16 protein-coding genes, 1 tRNA gene and 1 pseudogene are annotated in these 17,998 nt (G+C 70.3%); 10 read left to right on the top strand and 8 right to left on the bottom strand.

Annotated elements, in window-relative coordinates; translation table 11 throughout:
* Nucleotides 1-4: 4 nt before the first annotated feature.
* Nucleotides 5-2,023 carry a cell wall-binding repeat-containing protein gene (locus tag ABZ478_RS11935; protein WP_359547799.1) on the bottom strand — a complete coding sequence of 673 codons (2,019 nt, stop codon included), beginning with the start codon at nt 2,021-2,023 and terminating at the stop codon, nt 5-7.
* A 282-nt stretch (nt 2,024-2,305) separates the two neighbouring features.
* On the opposite strand from ABZ478_RS11935, the gene ABZ478_RS11930 reads away from it, so the two are divergent.
* The 3 genes and pseudogenes from ABZ478_RS11930 (at nt 2,306) to ABZ478_RS11920 (ending at nt 4,457) form a co-directional block, all read left to right on the top strand.
* Nucleotides 2,306-2,845, top strand: coding sequence for a GNAT family protein (locus ABZ478_RS11930; protein ID WP_359547797.1), 540 nt, complete (start codon nt 2,306-2,308; stop codon nt 2,843-2,845).
* A 22-nt stretch (nt 2,846-2,867) separates the two neighbouring features.
* Nucleotides 2,868-3,233 (top strand): annotated as a pseudogene (locus ABZ478_RS11925) (MerR family transcriptional regulator); the annotation flags it as partial.
* Between the two features lie 453 nt (nt 3,234-3,686).
* Nucleotides 3,687-4,457 (top strand): calcium-binding protein, encoded by a 771-nt coding sequence (locus ABZ478_RS11920; RefSeq protein ID WP_359547794.1) that lies wholly within the window; start codon nt 3,687-3,689, stop codon nt 4,455-4,457.
* A gap of 215 nt (nt 4,458-4,672) precedes the next feature.
* On the opposite strand, the gene ABZ478_RS11915 is transcribed toward ABZ478_RS11920, so the two are convergent.
* On the bottom strand, nt 4,673-6,049 hold the full coding sequence (locus tag ABZ478_RS11915) for a YncE family protein (protein ID WP_359547793.1): 1,377 nt from the start codon (nt 6,047-6,049) through the stop codon (nt 4,673-4,675).
* 306 nt (nt 6,050-6,355) lie between these two features.
* Here ABZ478_RS11915 and ABZ478_RS11910 point away from each other — a divergent pair, with 306 nt between their 5' ends.
* The gene (locus ABZ478_RS11910) at nt 6,356-6,535 is read left to right on the top strand and encodes a hypothetical protein (RefSeq protein WP_359547790.1); all 180 of its coding nucleotides are present in this window, start codon (nt 6,356-6,358) and stop codon (nt 6,533-6,535) included.
* A gap of 167 nt (nt 6,536-6,702) precedes the next feature.
* On the opposite strand, the gene ABZ478_RS11905 is transcribed toward ABZ478_RS11910, so the two are convergent.
* The 3 genes from ABZ478_RS11905 to ABZ478_RS11895 all read right to left on the bottom strand — a co-directional run bounded on the left by ABZ478_RS11905 (nt 6,703) and on the right by ABZ478_RS11895 (nt 8,742).
* Nucleotides 6,703-6,776: transfer RNA gene (locus tag ABZ478_RS11905), tRNA-Pro, on the bottom strand.
* A gap of 66 nt (nt 6,777-6,842) precedes the next feature.
* A complete protein-coding gene (locus ABZ478_RS11900; protein WP_359547788.1) occupies nt 6,843-7,601 on the bottom strand; it encodes a Pr6Pr family membrane protein in 759 nt (252 codons plus the stop codon).
* Nucleotides 7,602-7,815: 214 nt separating this feature from the next.
* Nucleotides 7,816-8,742 carry a metallophosphoesterase gene (locus ABZ478_RS11895; RefSeq protein ID WP_359547785.1) on the bottom strand — a complete coding sequence of 309 codons (927 nt, stop codon included), beginning with the start codon at nt 8,740-8,742 and terminating at the stop codon, nt 7,816-7,818.
* 93 nt (nt 8,743-8,835) lie between these two features.
* On the opposite strand from ABZ478_RS11895, the gene ABZ478_RS11890 reads away from it, so the two are divergent.
* The gene (locus ABZ478_RS11890) at nt 8,836-9,303 is read left to right on the top strand and encodes a GatB/YqeY domain-containing protein (protein ID WP_358932960.1); all 468 of its coding nucleotides are present in this window, start codon (nt 8,836-8,838) and stop codon (nt 9,301-9,303) included.
* 103 nt (nt 9,304-9,406) lie between these two features.
* On the opposite strand, the gene ABZ478_RS11885 is transcribed toward ABZ478_RS11890, so the two are convergent.
* A complete protein-coding gene (locus ABZ478_RS11885) occupies nt 9,407-11,713 on the bottom strand; it encodes a transglycosylase domain-containing protein (RefSeq protein ID WP_359547783.1) in 2,307 nt (768 codons plus the stop codon).
* Between the two features lie 535 nt (nt 11,714-12,248).
* Here ABZ478_RS11885 and wblA point away from each other — a divergent pair.
* Nucleotides 12,249-12,587, top strand: a complete 339-nt coding sequence (gene wblA, locus ABZ478_RS11880; protein WP_174266212.1) for a transcriptional regulator WblA — start codon at nt 12,249-12,251, stop codon at nt 12,585-12,587.
* A 458-nt stretch (nt 12,588-13,045) separates the two neighbouring features.
* Here the strand turns inward: wblA and ABZ478_RS11875 are convergent, their stop codons facing one another.
* Both ABZ478_RS11875 and ABZ478_RS11870 read right to left on the bottom strand, forming a co-directional pair.
* A complete protein-coding gene (locus tag ABZ478_RS11875; RefSeq protein ID WP_359547780.1) occupies nt 13,046-14,386 on the bottom strand; it encodes an ArsA family ATPase in 1,341 nt (446 codons plus the stop codon).
* Nucleotides 14,383-15,360: an ArsA-related P-loop ATPase gene (locus ABZ478_RS11870; RefSeq protein WP_359547777.1), complete on the bottom strand. Its 978-nt coding sequence runs from the start codon at nt 15,358-15,360 to the stop codon at nt 14,383-14,385. Before ABZ478_RS11870 ends, ABZ478_RS11875 begins: the two co-directional genes overlap by 4 nt.
* A 194-nt stretch (nt 15,361-15,554) precedes the next feature.
* Between ABZ478_RS11870 and ABZ478_RS11865 the strand changes: the two genes are divergently transcribed.
* From ABZ478_RS11865 to ABZ478_RS11850, 4 genes are read left to right on the top strand one after another with little or no spacing between them, the layout of a single operon-like run.
* A complete protein-coding gene (locus ABZ478_RS11865) occupies nt 15,555-15,719 on the top strand; it encodes a DUF4177 domain-containing protein (protein ID WP_136744038.1) in 165 nt (54 codons plus the stop codon).
* The gene (locus ABZ478_RS11860; RefSeq protein ID WP_359547775.1) at nt 15,716-16,180 is read left to right on the top strand and encodes a RidA family protein; all 465 of its coding nucleotides are present in this window, start codon (nt 15,716-15,718) and stop codon (nt 16,178-16,180) included. Before ABZ478_RS11865 ends, ABZ478_RS11860 begins: the two co-directional genes overlap by 4 nt.
* Before the next feature lie 57 nt (nt 16,181-16,237).
* Nucleotides 16,238-17,167: an NUDIX hydrolase gene (locus ABZ478_RS11855; protein WP_359547774.1), complete on the top strand. Its 930-nt coding sequence runs from the start codon at nt 16,238-16,240 to the stop codon at nt 17,165-17,167.
* Nucleotides 17,164-17,994 (top strand): MBL fold metallo-hydrolase, encoded by an 831-nt coding sequence (locus tag ABZ478_RS11850; RefSeq protein ID WP_359547772.1) that lies wholly within the window; start codon nt 17,164-17,166, stop codon nt 17,992-17,994. The genes ABZ478_RS11855 and ABZ478_RS11850 overlap by 4 nt, the downstream gene beginning before the upstream one ends.
* Nucleotides 17,995-17,998 lie beyond the last annotated feature (4 nt).

The following is a 17,998-nucleotide window of genomic DNA, read 5'->3' as shown; positions in this document are numbered from 1 at the left end:
GCGGTCAGCGCTGGGCCGTCACCCGCAGAGGTGCCAGGTCCGGCTGGACCGCGGGCTTCCCGGCGCCGGCGGACTGCGCCTGGGCGGCCGGTGCCTGCGGGGCCGCTCCCTTGTAGTACGCGGTGTAGGCGTAGTGGCCGCCCACGCCGATGGCCGCGCCGATCTTCGGGATGACGGCCGTGTCGACGGAGCCGGTGCCGCCGAAGACGGCCACGTGGTTCACGCTCGACGACATCCGCATCAGGTACCGCTTGGTGTCGTACGACAGCGACGTGACGTCGGTCCACAGCAGCGGACCGTACGTGGTCATCGCCGACGCCGCGGAGACACCGCCACGCCAACTGTTCACGGAGGCCACCGCGGCGTTCTGGGGCAGCGACCACCACAGGCCGGCGAGCTGCATGGCGTTCGACTGCGGGCTGCCGCCGGCGACCCGGTAGTAGCTGTACTTGCTGGGCCAGTGCGGCATCCTGCCGGCGTTGTACGCCCTGGTCAGCGCCGACTCCGCGTCGGTCCCCACCGTGATGATCTTCGTGGTGCCGGGGTTGTACTTGTCGAGGTAGCCGTAGACGGACGCCGTCATGGTCGAGCCCTCGGTCAGCAGCACGACCGCGCTGCCCGAACCGCCCATGGAGCCCGCGGCGGAGCTGGCCGCGAGGGCGTTGTGGTAGTCGGTACCGGTGGCCAGGAAGACGTACTTCGGCGCGCTGGTGATCGTCTTGGCCACGGCCACCGAGGTGGAGTAGCGCGAGACGTCGGACAGCCGCTTGGCGACGTAGCCGAGCGAAGTCACCTTCGACGCCACCGAACCGCTGAGCACCTTGGTGCCGCCGACGAGGTACACGGTCTTGCCCTTGGGCAGCATGCGCTTCAGCTCGGTCTGCACCGTGGAGTCCAGAGCCGTGCCCGAGGTCATCAGCACCGGCCCGCGCTTCTTGCCGGCCAGCGAGGCCGCGGTTGTGGCGTACGCCGAGTCCGACTTGCTGATGAGGACGGCCGCGCCCGCGTTCGCCAGGCCGGGCGTGCTCTTGCCGACCGTGTTCCAGGTCCACTTGGACGAGGCGATGTTGGTGTCGTAGGTGTCGGAGCCGTAGACCCGGGAGATGGCGTTGTCCCGGAGCGGCTGCCAGGCCACGTCGGTGCCGTCGCCCTGGGGGACCTGCGTCTGCGTGCCCGTGCCGAGGTCGTGGATCCACACCTGCGGGCCCTGGGGGACGTCCGGGTTGCCGGTGACGTAGACGTCGTACGCGATCCGGTCGCCCTGCGGGGACCAGGCGGGCCGGTTGTGGTCGGTGGCGTCCGTGGTGACCTGGGTCAGCCCGGTGCCGTCGGTCCCGACCGTGAACACCTGCTTGTGCCCGCCGACCGACCGGGTGAAGGCCACCGACCGGCCGTCCGGGGAGATGCTCGACTCCCTGGCGTCGTCGGCCAGCTTGAGGAACTTGCCGGTACGGCCGTTGTAGACCCACACCGCCGGCGTACCGGTGGTGGTGCAACTGGTGCCGGTGCGTACGAAGGCCAGCATGCCGTCGGCCGAACCGCTCGGCTTGGAGTCGCAGCCGTCGACGTCGGTGCCGAACAGCGCCCGGGGCGTGCGCGTGCCGTCGGCCGCGGTCACCCGCAGCCGGCCTTCGGCCTTGAAGACGATGTCGCCGCCGCCGTACCAGAACGTCGGGTCGGCCGGATGCCAGCCGCTGCCCGCCGGCATGGGGATGTCGAGGCCGGTGTCCTCCGAGTCGGCCCACGCCGTGCGGATGTGGTCGGAGTTCACGAAGGCGACCTGGCTGCCGTCGGCGGACCAGGCGCCCTGGTTGCCGGACGGGGAGAACTGGGACCACGAGGTCCCGTTGGGGTTGACGAAGCCCATGTGACCGCCGACGTCGGTGTACAGCAGTTTGCCGTCGGCAGCGGGCCAGTCGCCGGTGGCGGCGGTCGCCGGGCCCGGAAGCCCGCCGACGAGACCGGCCGCGAGCGCGGCGACGGTCGTGAGCGCCGCGGATCCGCGACGCGTACGCGCGTTCAAAGTGCCCCCACAGTGAATGGATGGCTACCGGACCCCTCCTCCGGGGCGAACGGACGGCATCTTGATCGTCATCCGACGGCAGCGGCGAAACATTAATGGCAGGCCACGAGAGCTGGGAAGACAGGGGACCACCAAAGACCCCGGAACCCACCGGCCGTCACCCGGGCCGAAAGCAGTCGGCCGCAGGCCGGTGAAGCAACCGGAGGAGACGCGGCGAACCGCCGTCACCCGGCTTCCCTGGCCTCTGGCCGACCGATCTGACCACCTGTTAGCGTCCACGAAATGGAAGATCTTGGACCGATGGCCTGGCCGCCCGAGCCGATCAGGACCGAGAGGCTCGTGCTCCGTGAGCCCGAGGCCCGCGACCGCGCGGCGTTCATCGAACTGCTCGCCTCGCCGGAGGTGAACACCTACCTCGGCGGTCCCCGTCGACGTGACGAGCTCGAGCGCGAGACACCCGAGGTGCCCGAGCGGTGGCCCGGGAGTTTCGTCGTCGATCTCGACGGGTCGATGATCGGCCAGATCCTGCTCAGGAGGGCAACGGGACACCGTCGCCCGGCTGCCGCGGGGAAGGCAGACCTCGGCTACCTGTTCCTGCCGCGGGCGTGGGGATTCGGGTACGCCGCCGAGGCGTGCGCGGCGGCACTCGACTGGCTCGGCGGCACGCTCCCCGGCGAGCCGGTGGTGCTCACCACCCAGAGCGCCAACGTCGGCTCGATGCGTCTGGCGGCGAAGCTGGGGTTCACCGAGGTGGAGCGGTTCGAGGCCTGGGGCAGCGAGCAATGGCTCGGCATGCGGCCCCCGGCCACGCCGCCCGGCTGAGTCCGCGGCGGAACCGCCGGTCGCCGCCTTCGGCGGCCTCGGCGCCGGCTCCGCGTTCGCGGGGATCAGGCGCTCGATGACACCCGAGATACCCGGCAACGCCGAGGCCGAGCAGGTCCGGGCATGGGTGGAGTGGGCCGAACTGGCCCTGGACCCGGACTTCCGTGCCGGCATGCGGCGGACGGCCGAGGACCACGCGGCCGAGCAGGCACACTGCGACACCGAGCTGCCCTGCTTGCTGCTGGCCCGTCTGGAGAGCGTGAACGACCCGCGCAGGGACCGGTACTTCCAGCTGCTCGCAGTGATGAACGGCTGGCCCGCCCCGCAGAACCTGACACCGGCGTTCGCATGGTCCGCCCAGGCCGTCCGCGCCCGAATGGAGCGGTAGTGGGCGAGTACCACGGACGCGGAGCCCCGCCGCCGTTCGACCGACGGGGCCGTTGACCTGCGTTCGGATCGCCCTGGCCTGTTCCCTCGCTGCTTCGGCCTCGGCGCGTGCCTGCCGTCGATCGGCCTCGTGCAACAGGTTGCCGGCGAGGCTGTCCAGCACCGCCGCCATCTGGTCGCGCCAGTCGGCGTAAGCCGCCCAGTCCTCTTCGGCCGGCCTCGACGACCGTACCCGGCGCAGCTCGTTGAGAGCCGACTTCAACGCGGGAGGTATCGAGCTCGCCAAAACGCCTTCTCACATCAAGGAGGGAATGCAGGCTATCGGCTGGCCCGTCAGCTCGGGACTGGTGAGGTGCCGGGGAGCAGGCGTCCGGTGGGACGAGGCCATCCCTTACAGTTCGCTCACTCGCCAAACGCCTACCTCGGCGACAGGCCTCCTCCTTTGAGAGAACCCATGCGCAAACTCGCCATCGGTGCCGCTACGTCCGGCGCGCTGGCACTCATGGCCCTCACCGTTCCGACCGCTCACGCGGACACGGTGGTGGGGGACACCAACGTTTCGAACGTGGTGGTGAACGGCGGCAAGGACGTCGCCGTCGGCACGACGAACAAGGTCACATTCAACGTCACGTTCACGGCCTCCGACCCGTCCGGCATAGCCTCCGGGCAGACGTACCTGTATCACGGCACCTGGAGCGACCCCGACGCCTTCTGGACCCAGGACTCGCCCAGCGAAACCACGTGCACGACGGGGACCACGGTCACCTGCACGTCGAAATACACCGTCGTTCCCGAGTACGACCTCCACTACAACGCCTTCGCGGGAACCTGGCACTTCGGCGCGTACGCGAAGGCCAAGGACGGCGACTCGGCGAAGCGGACGAATCTCGGCACCTTCCACGTGCAGCGCTACTCCAAGCTCACGGTCAACGCCTCGCCGGAGCCGGTCGCCAAGGGCCGGACGATCACCGTCACGGGCAAGCTGAGCAGGGCGAACTGGGAGGACCACCTGTATCACGGCTACGCCGGACAGCCGGTGAAGCTGCAGTTCCGCAAGTCCGGCAGCAGCACGTACAGCACCGTGAAGACCGTGAACACGGACGGCAGCGGCAACGCGAAGACCACGGTCACCGCCTCCGCCGACGGCTACTGGCGCTACTACTTCACGGGCACGAGCACCACGCCCGCCGCCAAGGCTGCGGGCGACTTCGTCGACGTGAAGTGACGAGGGGTCTCGCCCGCGATCTTCAAGCATGATGGCGCGCTGCTGTGAAGCAGCGCGCCCTCGCCCCCATCCGTGGCCGCCCTGGTCGGAGTGATCGGCCTCGCACTGTCCCTCTACCTTCACAACACAGTAGAGACCGCGCCCCCGCACCGGCCTACGGGGGCGGGAGGGGGGCTCCTTCGGCGTCAAGCGCGTCCTGGACCGGTCCGGGTGTCTCAGCCGGTCAGGCCTGCCGAGGCCATGGTGTTTTGCACGAGGTCGCGGACATCGTCATGGATGTCGCTCGGGGCGGCCAGTTCTGACCAGAGGCCGTCCTTGTGGTCCTTGCTCTTGCAGACGGTCGCGGTGGAGGGCTCGTAGGTATCGTCGCCGGCGAAGGTGGCGGTGTAGCAGATCTCGTTGGGCTGCTTGCCGGGCACCTTGCAGGTGGCCTTGCCCCTGCTGTCGGTCGTGTCGGTGCACAGCACGGTGGAGTCGGTGGTGAATTCGATCTCCTTGCCTGCCAGCGGCCGGCCTTCTGCGGTCAGCTGGGCTTTGAGGGTGACGCCGTCCTCACCGCCGGCACCCCGGGAGTCCTTCGGCTTCCACTTCTTCTGCACCTTGAGGGTCAGGGTGGTCGGGATGCGCTCCGCGGCACTGGTCCCGATCGCCACGCCCACGGGGACATCACCGACGAGGACGGTGGTGGTGACGGTGTCGGTGGTGGTGTCGATCACGGACACGCTGTCGGAGCCGGCGTTGGCGACGTAGGCGCGGGTGCCGTCCGGGGTGATCGCCACCTCGTTCGGACTGACGCCGACGGGGATGGGGTTCCCGACGACGGTGTTGGTGGTGGTGTCGATCACCCGCACATTTCCCTCGGCGTTGTCGGCGACGTAGGCGCGGGTGCCGTCCGGGGTGATCGCCACACCGATGGGGGATGTGCCGGCGGGGATGGTGGCGATGACGGTGTTGGTGGCGGTGTCGATCACGGACACTTCGGCCGAGCCTTGGTCGGTGACGTAGGCGCGGGTGCCGTCGGGGGTGATCGCCACACCGATGGGGTTGACGCCGACGGGGACGGTGGCGATGACGGTGTTGGCGGCGGTGTCGATGACGGACACGTCGTTCGAGAGGTTGTTGACCACGTAGGCGCGGGTACCGTCGGGGGTGATCGCCACGCTGCGGGGGCCGTTGCCGACGAGGATGGTGGCGATGACGGTGTTGGTGGTGGTGTCGATGACGGACACGTTGTCGGAGCCGAGGTTGGCGACGTAGGCGCGGGTGCCGTCGGGGGTGATCGCCACGCCGCGCGGGCTGTCGCCGACGGGGACGGTGGCGGTGACGGTGTTGGTGGTGGTGTCGATGACGGACACGTTGTCCGAGTTGTTGTTGGCGACGTAGGCGCGGGCGCCGTTCGGGGTGACCGCCACATCGAAGGGGCCGTCGCCGACGGGGACCGTGGCGGTGACGGTGTTGGTGGCGGTGTCGATCACCGACACGCTGTCCGAGCCGAAGTTGGTGACGTAGGTGAAGGTGCCGGTCTGCGCGGCGGCGGGCGTGGCCATGGCGATCGGGACGGCCAGGCCGGCCAGGACCGCAAGTCCCGTCACCCAGGTCCGCACCAGCACCCACCACGGACCTGTGCTCCCGCGACTTCGGTCCCTGCTTCCCTGCTCCGATGCCCCCCGTACCGTGATTCCCGACATGCAGACCTCCTGCAATGCGCCACACCAGAGGTGCGCTGGCGTGCTCCGGATGAAGGCAGCGATCGATGCCCGACATGGACATACGGGACCGCCTCGGCGCTGATGATCGCCCGCGACAGACGCTAAGTGCCGTGTTCGACTCGCGTCCGTCCGACTCCCCGTGCATGGGGCCATACGGACGAGTTGGGCAACCCCGTGCATTCTTCGCCGTTGTGGCGATCGGTGCGCAAGCACGGCGAGACCAAGACCAGGAAGAGCAGGCGGACCATCGCGCTGCCGAAGCAGGTGGTGGGTGTCCTCGAAGAACACAAGCGGTGGCAGAAGCAGCAAAGGGCGCCCCGAGGGCTGGAGTGGAGCCCGGCCGGCCGTCTTCACGACGCGGTCCGGTGAACCGCTGGATGCTGCCAACGTGCGGCGGCACTTCAAGGACGTGATCTTCGCCCGGCGCCGCGAGGCGACCGCCATCGAGGCTTGATCAAAAGCCTTTGGTCCCCTGTTTGGCCCCCAAGCACGACAGAGGCCCATTCACGATCACGTGAATGAGCCTCTGACCTGTGTCGGGGTGGCGGGATTTGAACCCACGACCTCTTCGTCCCGAACGAAGCGCGCTGCCAAGCTGCGCTACACCCCGATGTCGCTGCTTCGCGCGGCGACGTCGTTTACTTTAGCCCACTGGTGGCCGGAGACGAAATCCGGTTTAGCCGCGGTGGCGGACCGGGGTCGGGCGGGCGTGGTCCAGGGCGACCAGGAGGACGGCCAGGGCGTAGATGGCGAGGCCGATGAGGAGGGCGTTCGCCAGGGTGTCGCGGTAGCCGTGGGTCTGCGCGTCGAGGAAGGGGTAGAGGTAGCGGGCCGGGGTGGACGGGGACCGGAGCGCCGCCTGGGTGAGGTAGAAGGCCAGGTAGGCCAGGGGGTAGAGGAGCCAGGTCGCGGCGTGGCGCAGGCGCAGGCGGGCCGCGGGGGTGAGCAGCAGCCAGTCCAGGAGGGCCGCCAGCGGAGCCACCGTGTGGAGGAGCTGGAGCGCTGTCCACTGGGCGTGCCAGCGGGCGGGGGGCGGGGCCGCTTCCGTCATGGTGAACGCGGGTGTGGCGTGGGCCAGCAGTACCTGGTACGTCAGCGCGGTGATCACGGCGTAGAGGAGGGCGGTGCCGGTCACGGACGCGGGCAGGGGGCGGCGGGTGCGCCAGGCCCTGGAGGCCGACGAGAGCATGACGACGGCCAGCAGGATGTTGGCCTGGACGCTGAAGTAGCTCAGGGTCCGGGCCGGGGTGCCGAGGAGGAGTTCCAGGGCGACGCCGGCGGCTGCCACGAGGGCGATCAGAAACCGGAACAACGCTGCCAGGGGGCGGTGCGTCGGGCCCACCACCGCCGTGGCCGGGACCGGGGCCGGCAGCAGGAGGGGCGACCTGGGCACCGCGGGCAGGTCAGGGATGTCCCTGGGTATCGGGGCGGTCATGCCCTCACGCTAGGCAGAGGGGATGAATGGGGCCATACGGGGCAGTCCGAATGGGTTCGTGTTCGTCGTAGGGGGCCGGCGATTCGAGTTCGTAGGGGCCCCGCTTAGGCGGTGATCCACCGGTTCGGGTTCAGGGGCGGCCGGTCCGGCCGGCGACGGTCCTTGCGGCATCGTCAGGGGGCGCCCACCCGGAGCGCCCCCGACTCCCCGCGTCCTACTCCCGCCCCACCAGCGTCAGCAGCGTCGCCTCCGGCGGGCAGGCGAAGCGGATGGGGGTGTAGCGGTTGGTGCCGCAGCCCGCCGATACGTGCAGGAACGATGTGCGGCCCTCCGCGGTGTGCCGGGACAGGCCCTTCACGCGGTCCGTGTCCAGGTCGCAGTTGGTGACCAGGGCGCCGTAGAACGGGATGCAGAGCTGGCCGCCGTGGGTGTGGCCGGCCAGGACCAGGGGGTAGTCGTCCGCCGTGAAGGAGTCGAGGACGCGCAGGTAGGGGGCGTGGACGACGCCCATGGAGAAGTCGTACGAGCCGGAGGGCCCGCCCGCCACCTGCGCGTAGCGGTCGCGCTTGATGTGCGGGTCGTCCAGGCCGGTCAGCTCGATCGACACGCCCTCGACCTTCAGGACGCCCCGGGTGTTCGTCAGGTTCAGCCAGCCCGCCGCGTCGAAACCGTCCCTGATGTCCTCCCAGGGGTTGTGGATCACGCCCACGGCCGGCGGGTTGCCGTTCAGGCCGTGCCGGCCGCTCGCCTTCTCCAGCAGGTAGCGGGCGGGGTTGCGGGGCCTCGGGCCGTAGTAGTCGTTGGAGCCGAAGACGTACGCGCCCGGGAACTCCATCAGCGGGCCGAGCGCGTCGAGCACCTCGGGGACGCCCTCGGGGTCGGAGAGGTTGTCGCCCGTGTTGATCACGAAGTCCGGACGCAGCCCCGCCAGCGACTGCAGCCAGCGCTGCTTCTTGCGCTGGCCGCGCACCATGTGGATGTCGGAGACCTGGAGTACGCGCAGGGGGCCCATGCCCGGTGGGAGGACCGGGACCGTCACTCGTCGGAGGCGGAAGGAGCGGGCCTCGAAGCCCGCCGCGTAGGCCACTCCGGCGGCGCCTGCCGCCATGATTCCCAGGGGTACTCCGTATCGCGCGCGCATACGACCATCGTGTCAGACCGGCGGTGGGCTAAGGACCGGCCGCCCGCAAAATCGGTGGGCGCCCGCGCCCCGGTACCTGAGACAATCGGCTCCATGACCACCACGCTCAAGTCGAAGCTGCAGGACGACCTCAACGCCGCGATCAAGGAGCGCGACGAGCTCCGCTCCTCGACGCTCCGGCTGACGCTCACCGCGATCACCAAGGAGGAGGTCGCGGGCAAGGAGAAGCGCGAGCTCTCCGACGACGAGGTGCAGAAGGTGATCACCCGCGAGGCGAAGAAGCGCCGTGAGGCGGCCGAGGCCTTCGCGCAGGGCGGCCGCGCCGAGCAGGCCGAGCGGGAGAAGGCGGAGGGCGTGGTCCTCGCCGCGTACCTGCCGAAGCAGCTCAGCGACGACGAACTGAACGCGATCGTCGCCCAGGCCGTCGAGGAGGCGAAGGCGGGCGGCGCCGAGGGGCCGCGGGCCATGGGTGCCGTGATGAAGATCGTGAACCCGAAGGTGGCCGGCCAGGCCGAGGGCGGACGCGTCGCCGCCGTGGTGAAGAAGCTGCTGCAGGGCTGAGCCGCCCAGCCGCCTCAGCTGATACGTGCACGACGGCGGGGCCGCACCCTCTCACCGAGGGTGCGGCCCCGCCGTTTCACAGTCGCCGCGTCACGACGAGGAGCTAGCCCCGGCGCCCCCCGATGCCGTTGCCGTGCGTGCCACCGTTGGTCTGGCCCTCGATGAAGTTGTCGGGGAGGGAGAAGGTCGGGGTGGGGATGGTGCCGCCGGTGTCACCGCCCTGGCTTGTTCCCCCGTTTGTCAGTCCGCCGATCAGCCCCCCGGTCTGTCCCCCCGTGTTGTCCCCTTTCCTGTCGCGTCCCCCCCGATCGCCTTTTCCCTGGTCACCACCGTCCCCCTGGTCGTCGGGAATGTCGACCAACTGGAAGTCCGGGGCGTCCTTGCCGACGAGGGCGCCGGCCATGGCGTCCCGCCAGATCGGGCCGGGGACCTGACCGCCGAAGACGAGATCGCGGTAGACACCGCCGATGGTGATCCCGGTCATCTTGACGTTCTGCTTGGCGCTGCCCACCCAGACCGCGCCGGACATGTTGGGGGTGTAGCCGACGAACCAGGCGTTCTTGCGCTCGTCGGTCGTACCCGTCTTGCCCGCGCTCTCCCGGTCGTTCAGGCCCGCCTCCTGGCCGGTACCGGAGTCGACCACACCGCGCAGCAGGGTGTTGACCGTGTCGGCGGTCTTCTCGCTCATCGCGCGCGAACAGGTGGACTTGGGCACCTCGAGCGACTTCTGCTCGGTGCCCACCTTCTGGACGATCGACTCGATGGCGACGGGCGTGCAGTACATGCCGCGGGACGCGAAGGTGGCGTAGGCGCCGGCCATGGTCAGCGGGGAGAGGCCGATCGAGCCGAGGGCGATCGACGGGGTCTCCGGGAGCTTCGAGCCGTCACCCTGCACCACGTGCAGCGCGTCGGTCATCTTCACCACCGGGCACAGACCGATGTCGGAGATGAGCTGCACGAAGTAGGTGTTGATGGACTTCGCCATCGCCTCCTTCATGCGGTACGGGCCTTTCTCCGACTCGTTCTCGTTCTCGACCGTCTCGTTCTTGTTGTTGACGTACGGGCTGCTGCTGCACCGCTGGACGGGGCTCGGATAGTTCATCTTGTACGGCGCCGAGTACTCCTGCGTCGCCGGCTTGCCGCCCTCGATCGCGGCCGCCGCCACGAACGGCTTGAACGTCGAACCGGTCGGGAAGCCGTAGTTCGAGCCGCCCAGGTCCCGGTTGACCGAGAAGTTGTACTCCGTCTCGTTGTTGCCGTAGCCGAACGGCTTCGACTGACCCATGGCCAGGACCTTGCCCGTGCCGGGCTCGACCAGCGTGGCGGCCGCGGCGACCTTGTCGGACTTGTAGACGTGTTCCTTCAGCGAGGCCTGGACGGAGTCCTGTGCCTGCGGGTCGAGCGTCGTACGGATGGTCAGGCCGCCGCGGTTCCAGAGCTTGGCGCGCGCCTCGCGGGTCTTGCCGAAGGTCTGGTCGGTCAGGAAGAGGTGCTCCACGTACTTGCAGAAGAACGCGGAGCCCTTGGTGGCGGTGATGCAGCCGTTCTTCGGCTGGCTGACATGCAGTCCGAGCGGCTTCTCCTTGGCCAGGTCGGCCTCCGCCTGGGAGACGTTGCCGACCTCCGCCATGCGCTGCAGCACGGTGTTGCGCCGCTTGGTGGCCTCGGCCTCGTCGTTCACCGGGTCGTAGCGGCTCGGGGACTGCACGATGCCGGCCAGCAGCGCCGACTCCTGCAGGTTCAGGTCCTTGGCGTGCTTGGAGAAGTAGCGCTGGGCGGCCGCCTCCACGCCGTAGGCCTGCTCGCCGAAGAAGGTGATGTTCAGGTAGTTCTCGAGGATCTTCTTCTTGCCGAGCTTCTCCTCGATCTGGATCGCGTACTTCAGCTCCCGGACCTTGCGGCCGAGGGTCTGCTGGGTGGCCTCGGCGACCTTCGTCGGGTCGTCACCGGCCTCCTCGATGAAGTAGTTCTTCACGAGCTGCTGGGTGAGTGTGGAGGCACCCTGGGAGACGCCGCCGCTCTGCGCGTTCTTGTTCAGGGCGCGCAGCACGCCCTTGAGGTCGATCGCGCCGTGCTTGTAGAAGCGCGAGTCCTCGATCGCGACGATCGCCTTCTGCATGTACGGCGAAATGTTCTTGAGGTCCACCACCGTGCGGTCACGGGAGTAGACGGTCGCGATCTGGTCCCCCCGGCTGTCCAGTATGGTCGTGCGCTGGCTGAGCTGGGGGCTCTTGAGGTTGGCCGGGATCTCGTCGAAGCCCTTGACCGAGCCCTTGGCCGCGAGGCCCAGCGCGCCGGCCGCGGGCAGCGCGATGCCCGCCATCACGGCTCCCGCGAGCACACTGACACCGAGGAACTTGGCGGCCTGCTGCGTTGCCGACAGGCCACCGCTCGAGCGCTTCTTTGCCATGGGGGCAGCCTAATCCGTACTTATGAGCGTTCCGAGGGAGCGGCCCTCCGTCGGGATGTTCGGGTGCCGGATCGTGACGTGCGCGCCCCTGGTCCGGCGGGTCGCGGCTCCTGTCACGGCACGGCAGAGCAGGGGCCTACGTTCTCATTCGCCGGACAGGCGCACAGGCCTTGGCCTAAGCTGCTCGTAACTGTCACAGCGGCGCGGCCACACTTCAATACGTCCGGCGAACCCGAATCGTTCCGGAAGTACTCCTGTAATTTCTGGCGGGGCGTGTCCGATTCCGCCTCGTGTGTCACCTGGCGCCCGGTGTGGCGCACCACAGCCGTCCCGGTATGCCGGGATGGTCGCGCATGTCGTCAGCTCACTCCCCCGGGTGATCTGCCGCTTACCCATAGTCCGTTCGGGCCATTCAAGATTGGGCCCGAAGGGGGTGTTGCGCTGTCCCCGCCTTCCGTAACGTCCTCAACTGGCGGCGGTGAATATGCCGCTGCCGCCGTGGGGGAGCCTCGATTCGGGAGAGGACGGCGCCGGTATGGGCTGGGTTACCGACTGGAGTGCGCAGGCCGCCTGCCGCACTACCGATCCGGATGAACTGTTCGTGCAGGGAGCAGCGCAGAACAGGGCCAAGGCGGTGTGCACCGGATGTCCGGTACGCACCGAGTGCCTGGCCGATGCGCTCGACAATCGCGTCGAGTTCGGTGTGTGGGGAGGCATGACGGAGCGGGAGCGCCGCGCACTGCTGCGCAGGCGGCCCACCGTGACCTCATGGCGCAGGCTGCTGGAGACCGCACGCTCGGAGTACGAGCGCGGTGCGGGCATCGTGTCCCTCGACAGCGACGAGGTGTACGAGAACTACGCGGCGGTCAGCTGACGGCGACGCCCCTGCGTGTCGCCCCGGTATTACTGGGGCGAGCGCGGTCGAGGCGAGGATGGTCGAGGCGACGGCCGCTCGAGGAGCGGCCTTGGCCCGGGCCCGGCCGGCAGGTGTGTGTGCCGGTGTGGCGATGCCCGCTGGGTAGGCGGCCGCCGGGCAGGCGAGCGGCGGTGGCCCGGCGAAGTGGCGGTGGCCCGTGGCGGCGTGACAGGGCGCCGCGGCGGTGGCAGCCCGGCGCGGCGTGGGCGGTAAGCGCCCGGCGAGTCACGTGCGCCCGTCGTTCGAGCGTGCGACGGCCGCTGGCGCACGCCGGTCACGAGCGCCAAGCGCGCGACACCTCCGCGCGCCACGCGCGCTCGACACCTCCGCGCGTCACGCGCGTTGCCCGTCCACGTCTGCCGCGAGCCGCCGGCGCGCGACAGCCACGCGCGCAGGACAGCCACGCGCGCTCCGGGCTACGACAGTTCCGTATGCCCCGCCGCCAGCCGGTCGCCGATGTCACGCAGACCCGTGAGGTCGTGCACGTCACCGGGCAGCGCCGGCACCTCGACGACCGCCACCTCGGGATGGCGGGCGAGGAAGCGGTCACGCGTGCGCTGCTCGCGCGAGAGCAGTTGCATGCGCTCGGCGTGCAGCCTCAGCAGGCCTGCGGTGAGCTGGTCCACAGTCCGCTCCGGGTCCGCGGCGGGGGAGCCGTCGTCGGTGCCGGCGGGGGAGCCGTCGTCCGGAGCCGATGGTGTGGCAGCGGGAGATTCTGAACTGCCGTATGTGTCGGGAGAGTTACGAAGTCCAGCTTTCCCGTCCCCCTGATCCACAATGCGGGGGTCCTCAAGATTTTCCGCGGCGTCGAGTGCCCGCTCCGCCGACAGCCGGCCGGCACCGCTGCCGTGCACCCGGTTGAGCACCAGCCCCACCAGCGGCATCTCCTCCGCGGCCAGCCGCTCCACGAAGTACGTCGCCTCGCGCAACGCGTCCCGCTCCGGCGCCGCCACCACCAGGAACGCCGTGCCGGGCGCCTGGAGCAGCTTGTACGTGGCGTCCGCGCGCGTGCGGAACCCGCCGAAGGTGGTGTCCATCGCGGCCACGAACGTCTGCACGTCCTTCAGCAGCTGACCGCCGAGCAGCTTGCCCAGGGTGCCGGTCATCATCGACATGCCGACGTTGAGGAAGGCCATCCCCGCGCGGCCGCCCAGCTTGGCCGGAGCGGTCAGCAGACGGATCAGCCGGCCGTCCAGGAAGGAGCCGAGCCGCTTGGGCGCGTCCAGGAAGTCCAGCGCCGAGCGGGACGGCGGGGTGTCGACCACGATCAGGTCCCACTCGTCCCTCGCCCGGAGCTGCCCCAGCTTCTCCATCGCCATGTACTCCTGCGTGCCCGCGAAGCCCGCCGAGAGCGACTGGTAGAACGGGTTCGCCAGGATCGCGGCCGCCCGCTCCCGGTCCGCGTGCGCCTCCACGACCTCGTCGAAGGTGCGCTTCATGTCGAGCATCATCGCGTGCAGCTCGCCGTCGCCCTCGGTGCCCTTGACCCGCCGGGGCACGTTGTCGAGGGAGTCGATGCCCATCGACTGGGCGAGCCTGCGGGCCGGGTCGATGGTGAGGACGACCACCTTGCGGCCCCGCTCGGCCGCCCGCAGCCCCAGCGCCGCGGCGGTCGTCGTCTTGCCGACGCCGCCCGAGCCGCAGCACACCACGATCCGGGTGTCCGGGTCGTCCAGCAGCGGATCTACGCCGAGTACGCGCGCGGGGGAGAGGTGAGGGCGGGCGGCGTCCTGCGCCTCGGCCGGGTCCGGACTCATGACAACCCCTGCTTCCGCAGCTCGGTGGCGAGTTCGTACAGGCCCGCGAGGTCCATGCCCTCGGCGAGCAGCGGCAGTTCGTGCAACGGCAGCCCCAGTTCACCGAGGACCGCGCGCTGCTCCTGCTCCAGCGCGTACCGCTCGGCGTACTCCGCGGCCTGGTCCAGCAACGGGTCCACCAGCCGCTCCGCGTGCCCGCCGCGCCGCGCCCCGCCGAGCCCGGCGGCCGACAGGGCCCGCGCGACGGAGGTGCGCGGCACGGTCCGTACGAGTTCCAGTTCCGCCGCGTCCAACACCCGTGGCCGGACCATGTTCACGACGACCCTGCCCACCGGCAACCGCGCCGCGCGGAGTTCGGCGATGCCGTCGGCGGTCTCCTGTACGGGCATCTCCTCCAGCAGCGTCACCAGGTGCACCGCCGTCTCCGGCGACTTCAGCACCCGCATCACCGCCTGTGCCTGATTGTGTATCGGGCCGATCTTCGCGAGCCCGGCGACCTCGTCGTTGACGTTGAGGAACCGGGTGATGCGCCCGGTGGGCGGCGCGTCCATCACGACGTGGTCGTACGTGAACCGGCCCGCCTTGTCCTTGCGGCGGACCGCCTCGCACGCCTTGCCGGTCAGCAGGACGTCCCTGAGCCCCGGCGCGACCGTGGTGGCGAAGTCGATCGCGCCGAGCTTCTTCAGCGCCCGGCCCGCGCCGCCGAGCTTGTAGAACATCTGGAGATAGTCCAGAAGGGCGAGTTCGGGGTCGATGGCGAGGGCGTACACCTCCCCGCCACCGGGTGCGACCGCGATTTTCCGTTCCTCGTAGGGCAGCGCATCTGTCTCGAAGACTTGTGCGATGCCCTGCCGGCCCTCGACCTCCACGAGAAGCGTCCGCTTCCCCTCGGTCGCGAGGGCCAGCGCGAGTGCGGCGGCGACCGTCGTCTTGCCGGTCCCGCCCTTGCCGCTGACGACCTGGAGCCTGCTCACGTATTCGAGCCTAACCAGTCCGGCCGACTGTCACGCGGGAGGCTGTGGACAACGCCGCTCCCGGTCGGCCCCGGGATCCGCGTCCGCCGTCCTCGTGCCCCGCGTCCGCCGCCCTCATGCCCGGCGTCCGCCGTGGCCGGCGAAGCCCGTGGTCGGCCGCCTGCCCGGGTGACCACAGCGGCTACAGTCGGCCCATGACCAAGAAGTGGGAATACGCGACCGTGCCGCTGCTCGTCCATGCCACGAAGCAGATCCTGGACACCTGGGGCGAGGACGGCTGGGAGCTCGTCCAGGTCGTGCCCGGGCCCAACAACCCCGAGCAGCTCGTGGCCTACCTGAAGCGGGAGAAGCAGGCGTGAGCGCGGTCGAGGAGAAGCTGGCCGAACTGGGCCTGACCCTGCCGGAGGTCGTACCGCCGCTGGCCTCGTACCAGCCGGCCGTGCAGTCCGGTGTGTACGTCTACACCGCCGGCCAGCTGCCGATGGTGGAGGGCAAGCTTCCGGTCACCGGCAAGGTGGGCGCCGAGGTCACGGCCGAGGAGGCCAAGGAGCTGGCCCGTACCTGCGCGCTGAACGCGCTGGCCGCCGTGAAGTCCGTCACCGGCGACCTGGACCGCATCGCGCGCGTGGTGAAGGTCGTCGGCTTCGTCGCCTCGGCCGCCGACTTCACCGGGCAGCCCGGTGTCGTCAACGGCGCCAGTGAGCTGCTCGGCGAGGTCCTCGGCGACAAGGGCGTGCACGCCCGCAGCGCGGTGGGCGTCGCGGTGCTGCCGCTGGACGCCCCGGTCGAGGTCGAGATCCAGGTCGAGCTCGTTCACTGACCTCTCTGACCTCGGGCGCCTCTCGAACATTCGCCCTACACGGGATAGCCTCCGGCCATGGCGAACGGTCAGTGGTACCCCCCGGAGTGGCCCGACCGCATCCGCGCGCTCGCGGACGGCACCCTCGCACCGGTGTCCCCGAAGCGCGCGGCCACCGTGCTGCTCCTGAAGGACACTCCGGCCGGCCCGGCCGTCCACATGCTGCGCAGACGCGCCTCCATGGCCTTCGCCGGAGGCGCGTACGCGTACCCCGGCGGTGGTGTCGACCCGCGTGACGACGACCGCCTGGTCCGCTGGGCCGGCCCCACGCGCGCGTGGTGGGCGGAACGGCTGGGCGTCGACGAGAGCGGCGCCCAGGCCGTCGTCTGCGCCGCCGTACGGGAGACGTACGAGGAGGCGGGCGTCCTGCTCGCCGGCCCCGACGCCGACTCGGTCGTCGGGGACACCACCGGGGACGACTGGGAGGCGGACCGTGCCGCCCTGGTCGCGCGCGAGCTGTCCTTCGCCGAGTTCCTGGACCGCCGAGGCCTGGTGCTCCGCTCCGACCTGCTGGGCGCCTGGACCCGCTGGATCACCCCGGAGTTCGAGTCCCGCCGCTACGACACCTGGTTCTTCGTGGCCGTCCTGCCCGAGGGACAGCGCACCCGCAACGCCTCCACGGAGGCCGACCGCACGGTGTGGATCCGCCCCGGGGAGGCCGCCGCCGGGTACGACAAGGGCGAGCTGCTGATGATGCCGCCCACCATCGCCACCCTGCGCCAGCTCCTCCCGTACGACACGGCGGCCGGGGCGCTCGCGGCGGCGCCGGCACGGGACATGACCCCGGTGCTGGCCAGGGCCCGCCTGGTGGACGGCGAGATCGTCCTGTCCTGGCCCGGGCACGACGAGTTCACCAAGCACGTCCCGGCGAGTGGGACGGCCCCCGGCGGGGCACCTGGGACGGAACGCGAGACGACGGCTCCGAGCACCGGAGGAGGCCCCGCATGACGGACGCAAGCGCCCTGCCCGGTCAGCCCCGGGGCGGTGTCCTCACGGGGCCGGCGACCGAACGCGCCGTCAACGTGCTCGCGCCCAACGCCTCCGCGATGACCCTGGACGGCACCAACACCTGGATCGTCGCCGAGCCCGACTCCGACCTGGCCGTGGTGATCGACCCGGGGCCGCTGGACGACGGCCACCTGAGCGCCGTCGTCGACACGGCGGAGAAGGCCGGCAAGCGCATAGCCCTGACCCTGCTCACCCACGGCCACCCCGACCACGCCGAGGGCGCCGCCCGGTTCGCCGAGCTGACCCGCACGCGCGTGCGTGCCCTCGATCCGGCGCTGCGGCTCGGCGACGAGGGCCTGGCCGCCGGCGACGTGATCACGGTCGGCGGCCTGGAGCTGAGAGTCGTACCGACCCCGGGGCACACCGCGGACTCACTGTGCTTCCACCTCCCGGCCGACCGGGCGGTGCTGACCGGGGACACCATCCTCGGGCGCGGCACGACCGTCGTGGCCCATCCGGACGGCCGCCTCGGCGACTACCTGGACACCCTGCGCCGGCTGCGCTCCCTCACCGTGGACGACGGCGTCCACACGGTCCTGCCGGGCCACGGCCCGGTCCTGGAGGACGCCCAGGGGGCCGTCGAGTTCTACCTCGCCCACCGCGCCCACCGCCTCGCCCAGGTCGAGACGGCCGTCGAGGACGGCTACCGCACCCCCAAGCAGGTCGTCGCCCATGTGTACGCCGACGTGGACCGCTCCCTGTGGCCGGCGGCGGAGCTGTCGGTGCGGGCTCAGATGGACTACCTGAGCGAGCACGGGCTCATCTAGCGCC

Source organism: Streptomyces sp. NPDC005706, from assembly GCF_040631045.1.
GTDB lineage: Bacteria > Actinomycetota > Actinomycetes > Streptomycetales > Streptomycetaceae > Streptomyces.
This window is presented reverse-complemented; position numbering and strand designations above follow the sequence as displayed.

Excerpts from the sequence above, each read along its gene's own strand:
- ABZ478_RS11930 (WP_359547797.1), top strand. The coding sequence starts at position 2,306 with ATGGAAGATCTTGGACCGATGGCCTGGCCGCCCGAGCCGATCAGGACC.
- ABZ478_RS11920 (WP_359547794.1), top strand. The coding sequence starts at position 3,687 with ATGCGCAAACTCGCCATCGGTGCCGCTACGTCCGGCGCGCTGGCACTC.
- ABZ478_RS11900 (WP_359547788.1), bottom strand. The coding sequence starts at position 7,601 with ATGACCGCCCCGATACCCAGGGACATCCCTGACCTGCCCGCGGTGCCC.
- ABZ478_RS11895 (WP_359547785.1), bottom strand. The coding sequence starts at position 8,742 with ATGCGCGCGCGATACGGAGTACCCCTGGGAATCATGGCGGCAGGCGCC.
- ABZ478_RS11890 (WP_358932960.1), top strand. The coding sequence starts at position 8,836 with ATGACCACCACGCTCAAGTCGAAGCTGCAGGACGACCTCAACGCCGCG.
- ABZ478_RS11885 (WP_359547783.1), bottom strand. The coding sequence starts at position 11,713 with ATGGCAAAGAAGCGCTCGAGCGGTGGCCTGTCGGCAACGCAGCAGGCC.
- wblA (WP_174266212.1), top strand. The coding sequence starts at position 12,249 with ATGGGCTGGGTTACCGACTGGAGTGCGCAGGCCGCCTGCCGCACTACC.
- ABZ478_RS11875 (WP_359547780.1), bottom strand. The coding sequence starts at position 14,386 with ATGAGTCCGGACCCGGCCGAGGCGCAGGACGCCGCCCGCCCTCACCTC.
- ABZ478_RS11865 (WP_136744038.1), top strand. The coding sequence starts at position 15,555 with ATGACCAAGAAGTGGGAATACGCGACCGTGCCGCTGCTCGTCCATGCC.
- ABZ478_RS11855 (WP_359547774.1), top strand. The coding sequence starts at position 16,238 with ATGGCGAACGGTCAGTGGTACCCCCCGGAGTGGCCCGACCGCATCCGC.
- ABZ478_RS11850 (WP_359547772.1), top strand. The coding sequence starts at position 17,164 with ATGACGGACGCAAGCGCCCTGCCCGGTCAGCCCCGGGGCGGTGTCCTC.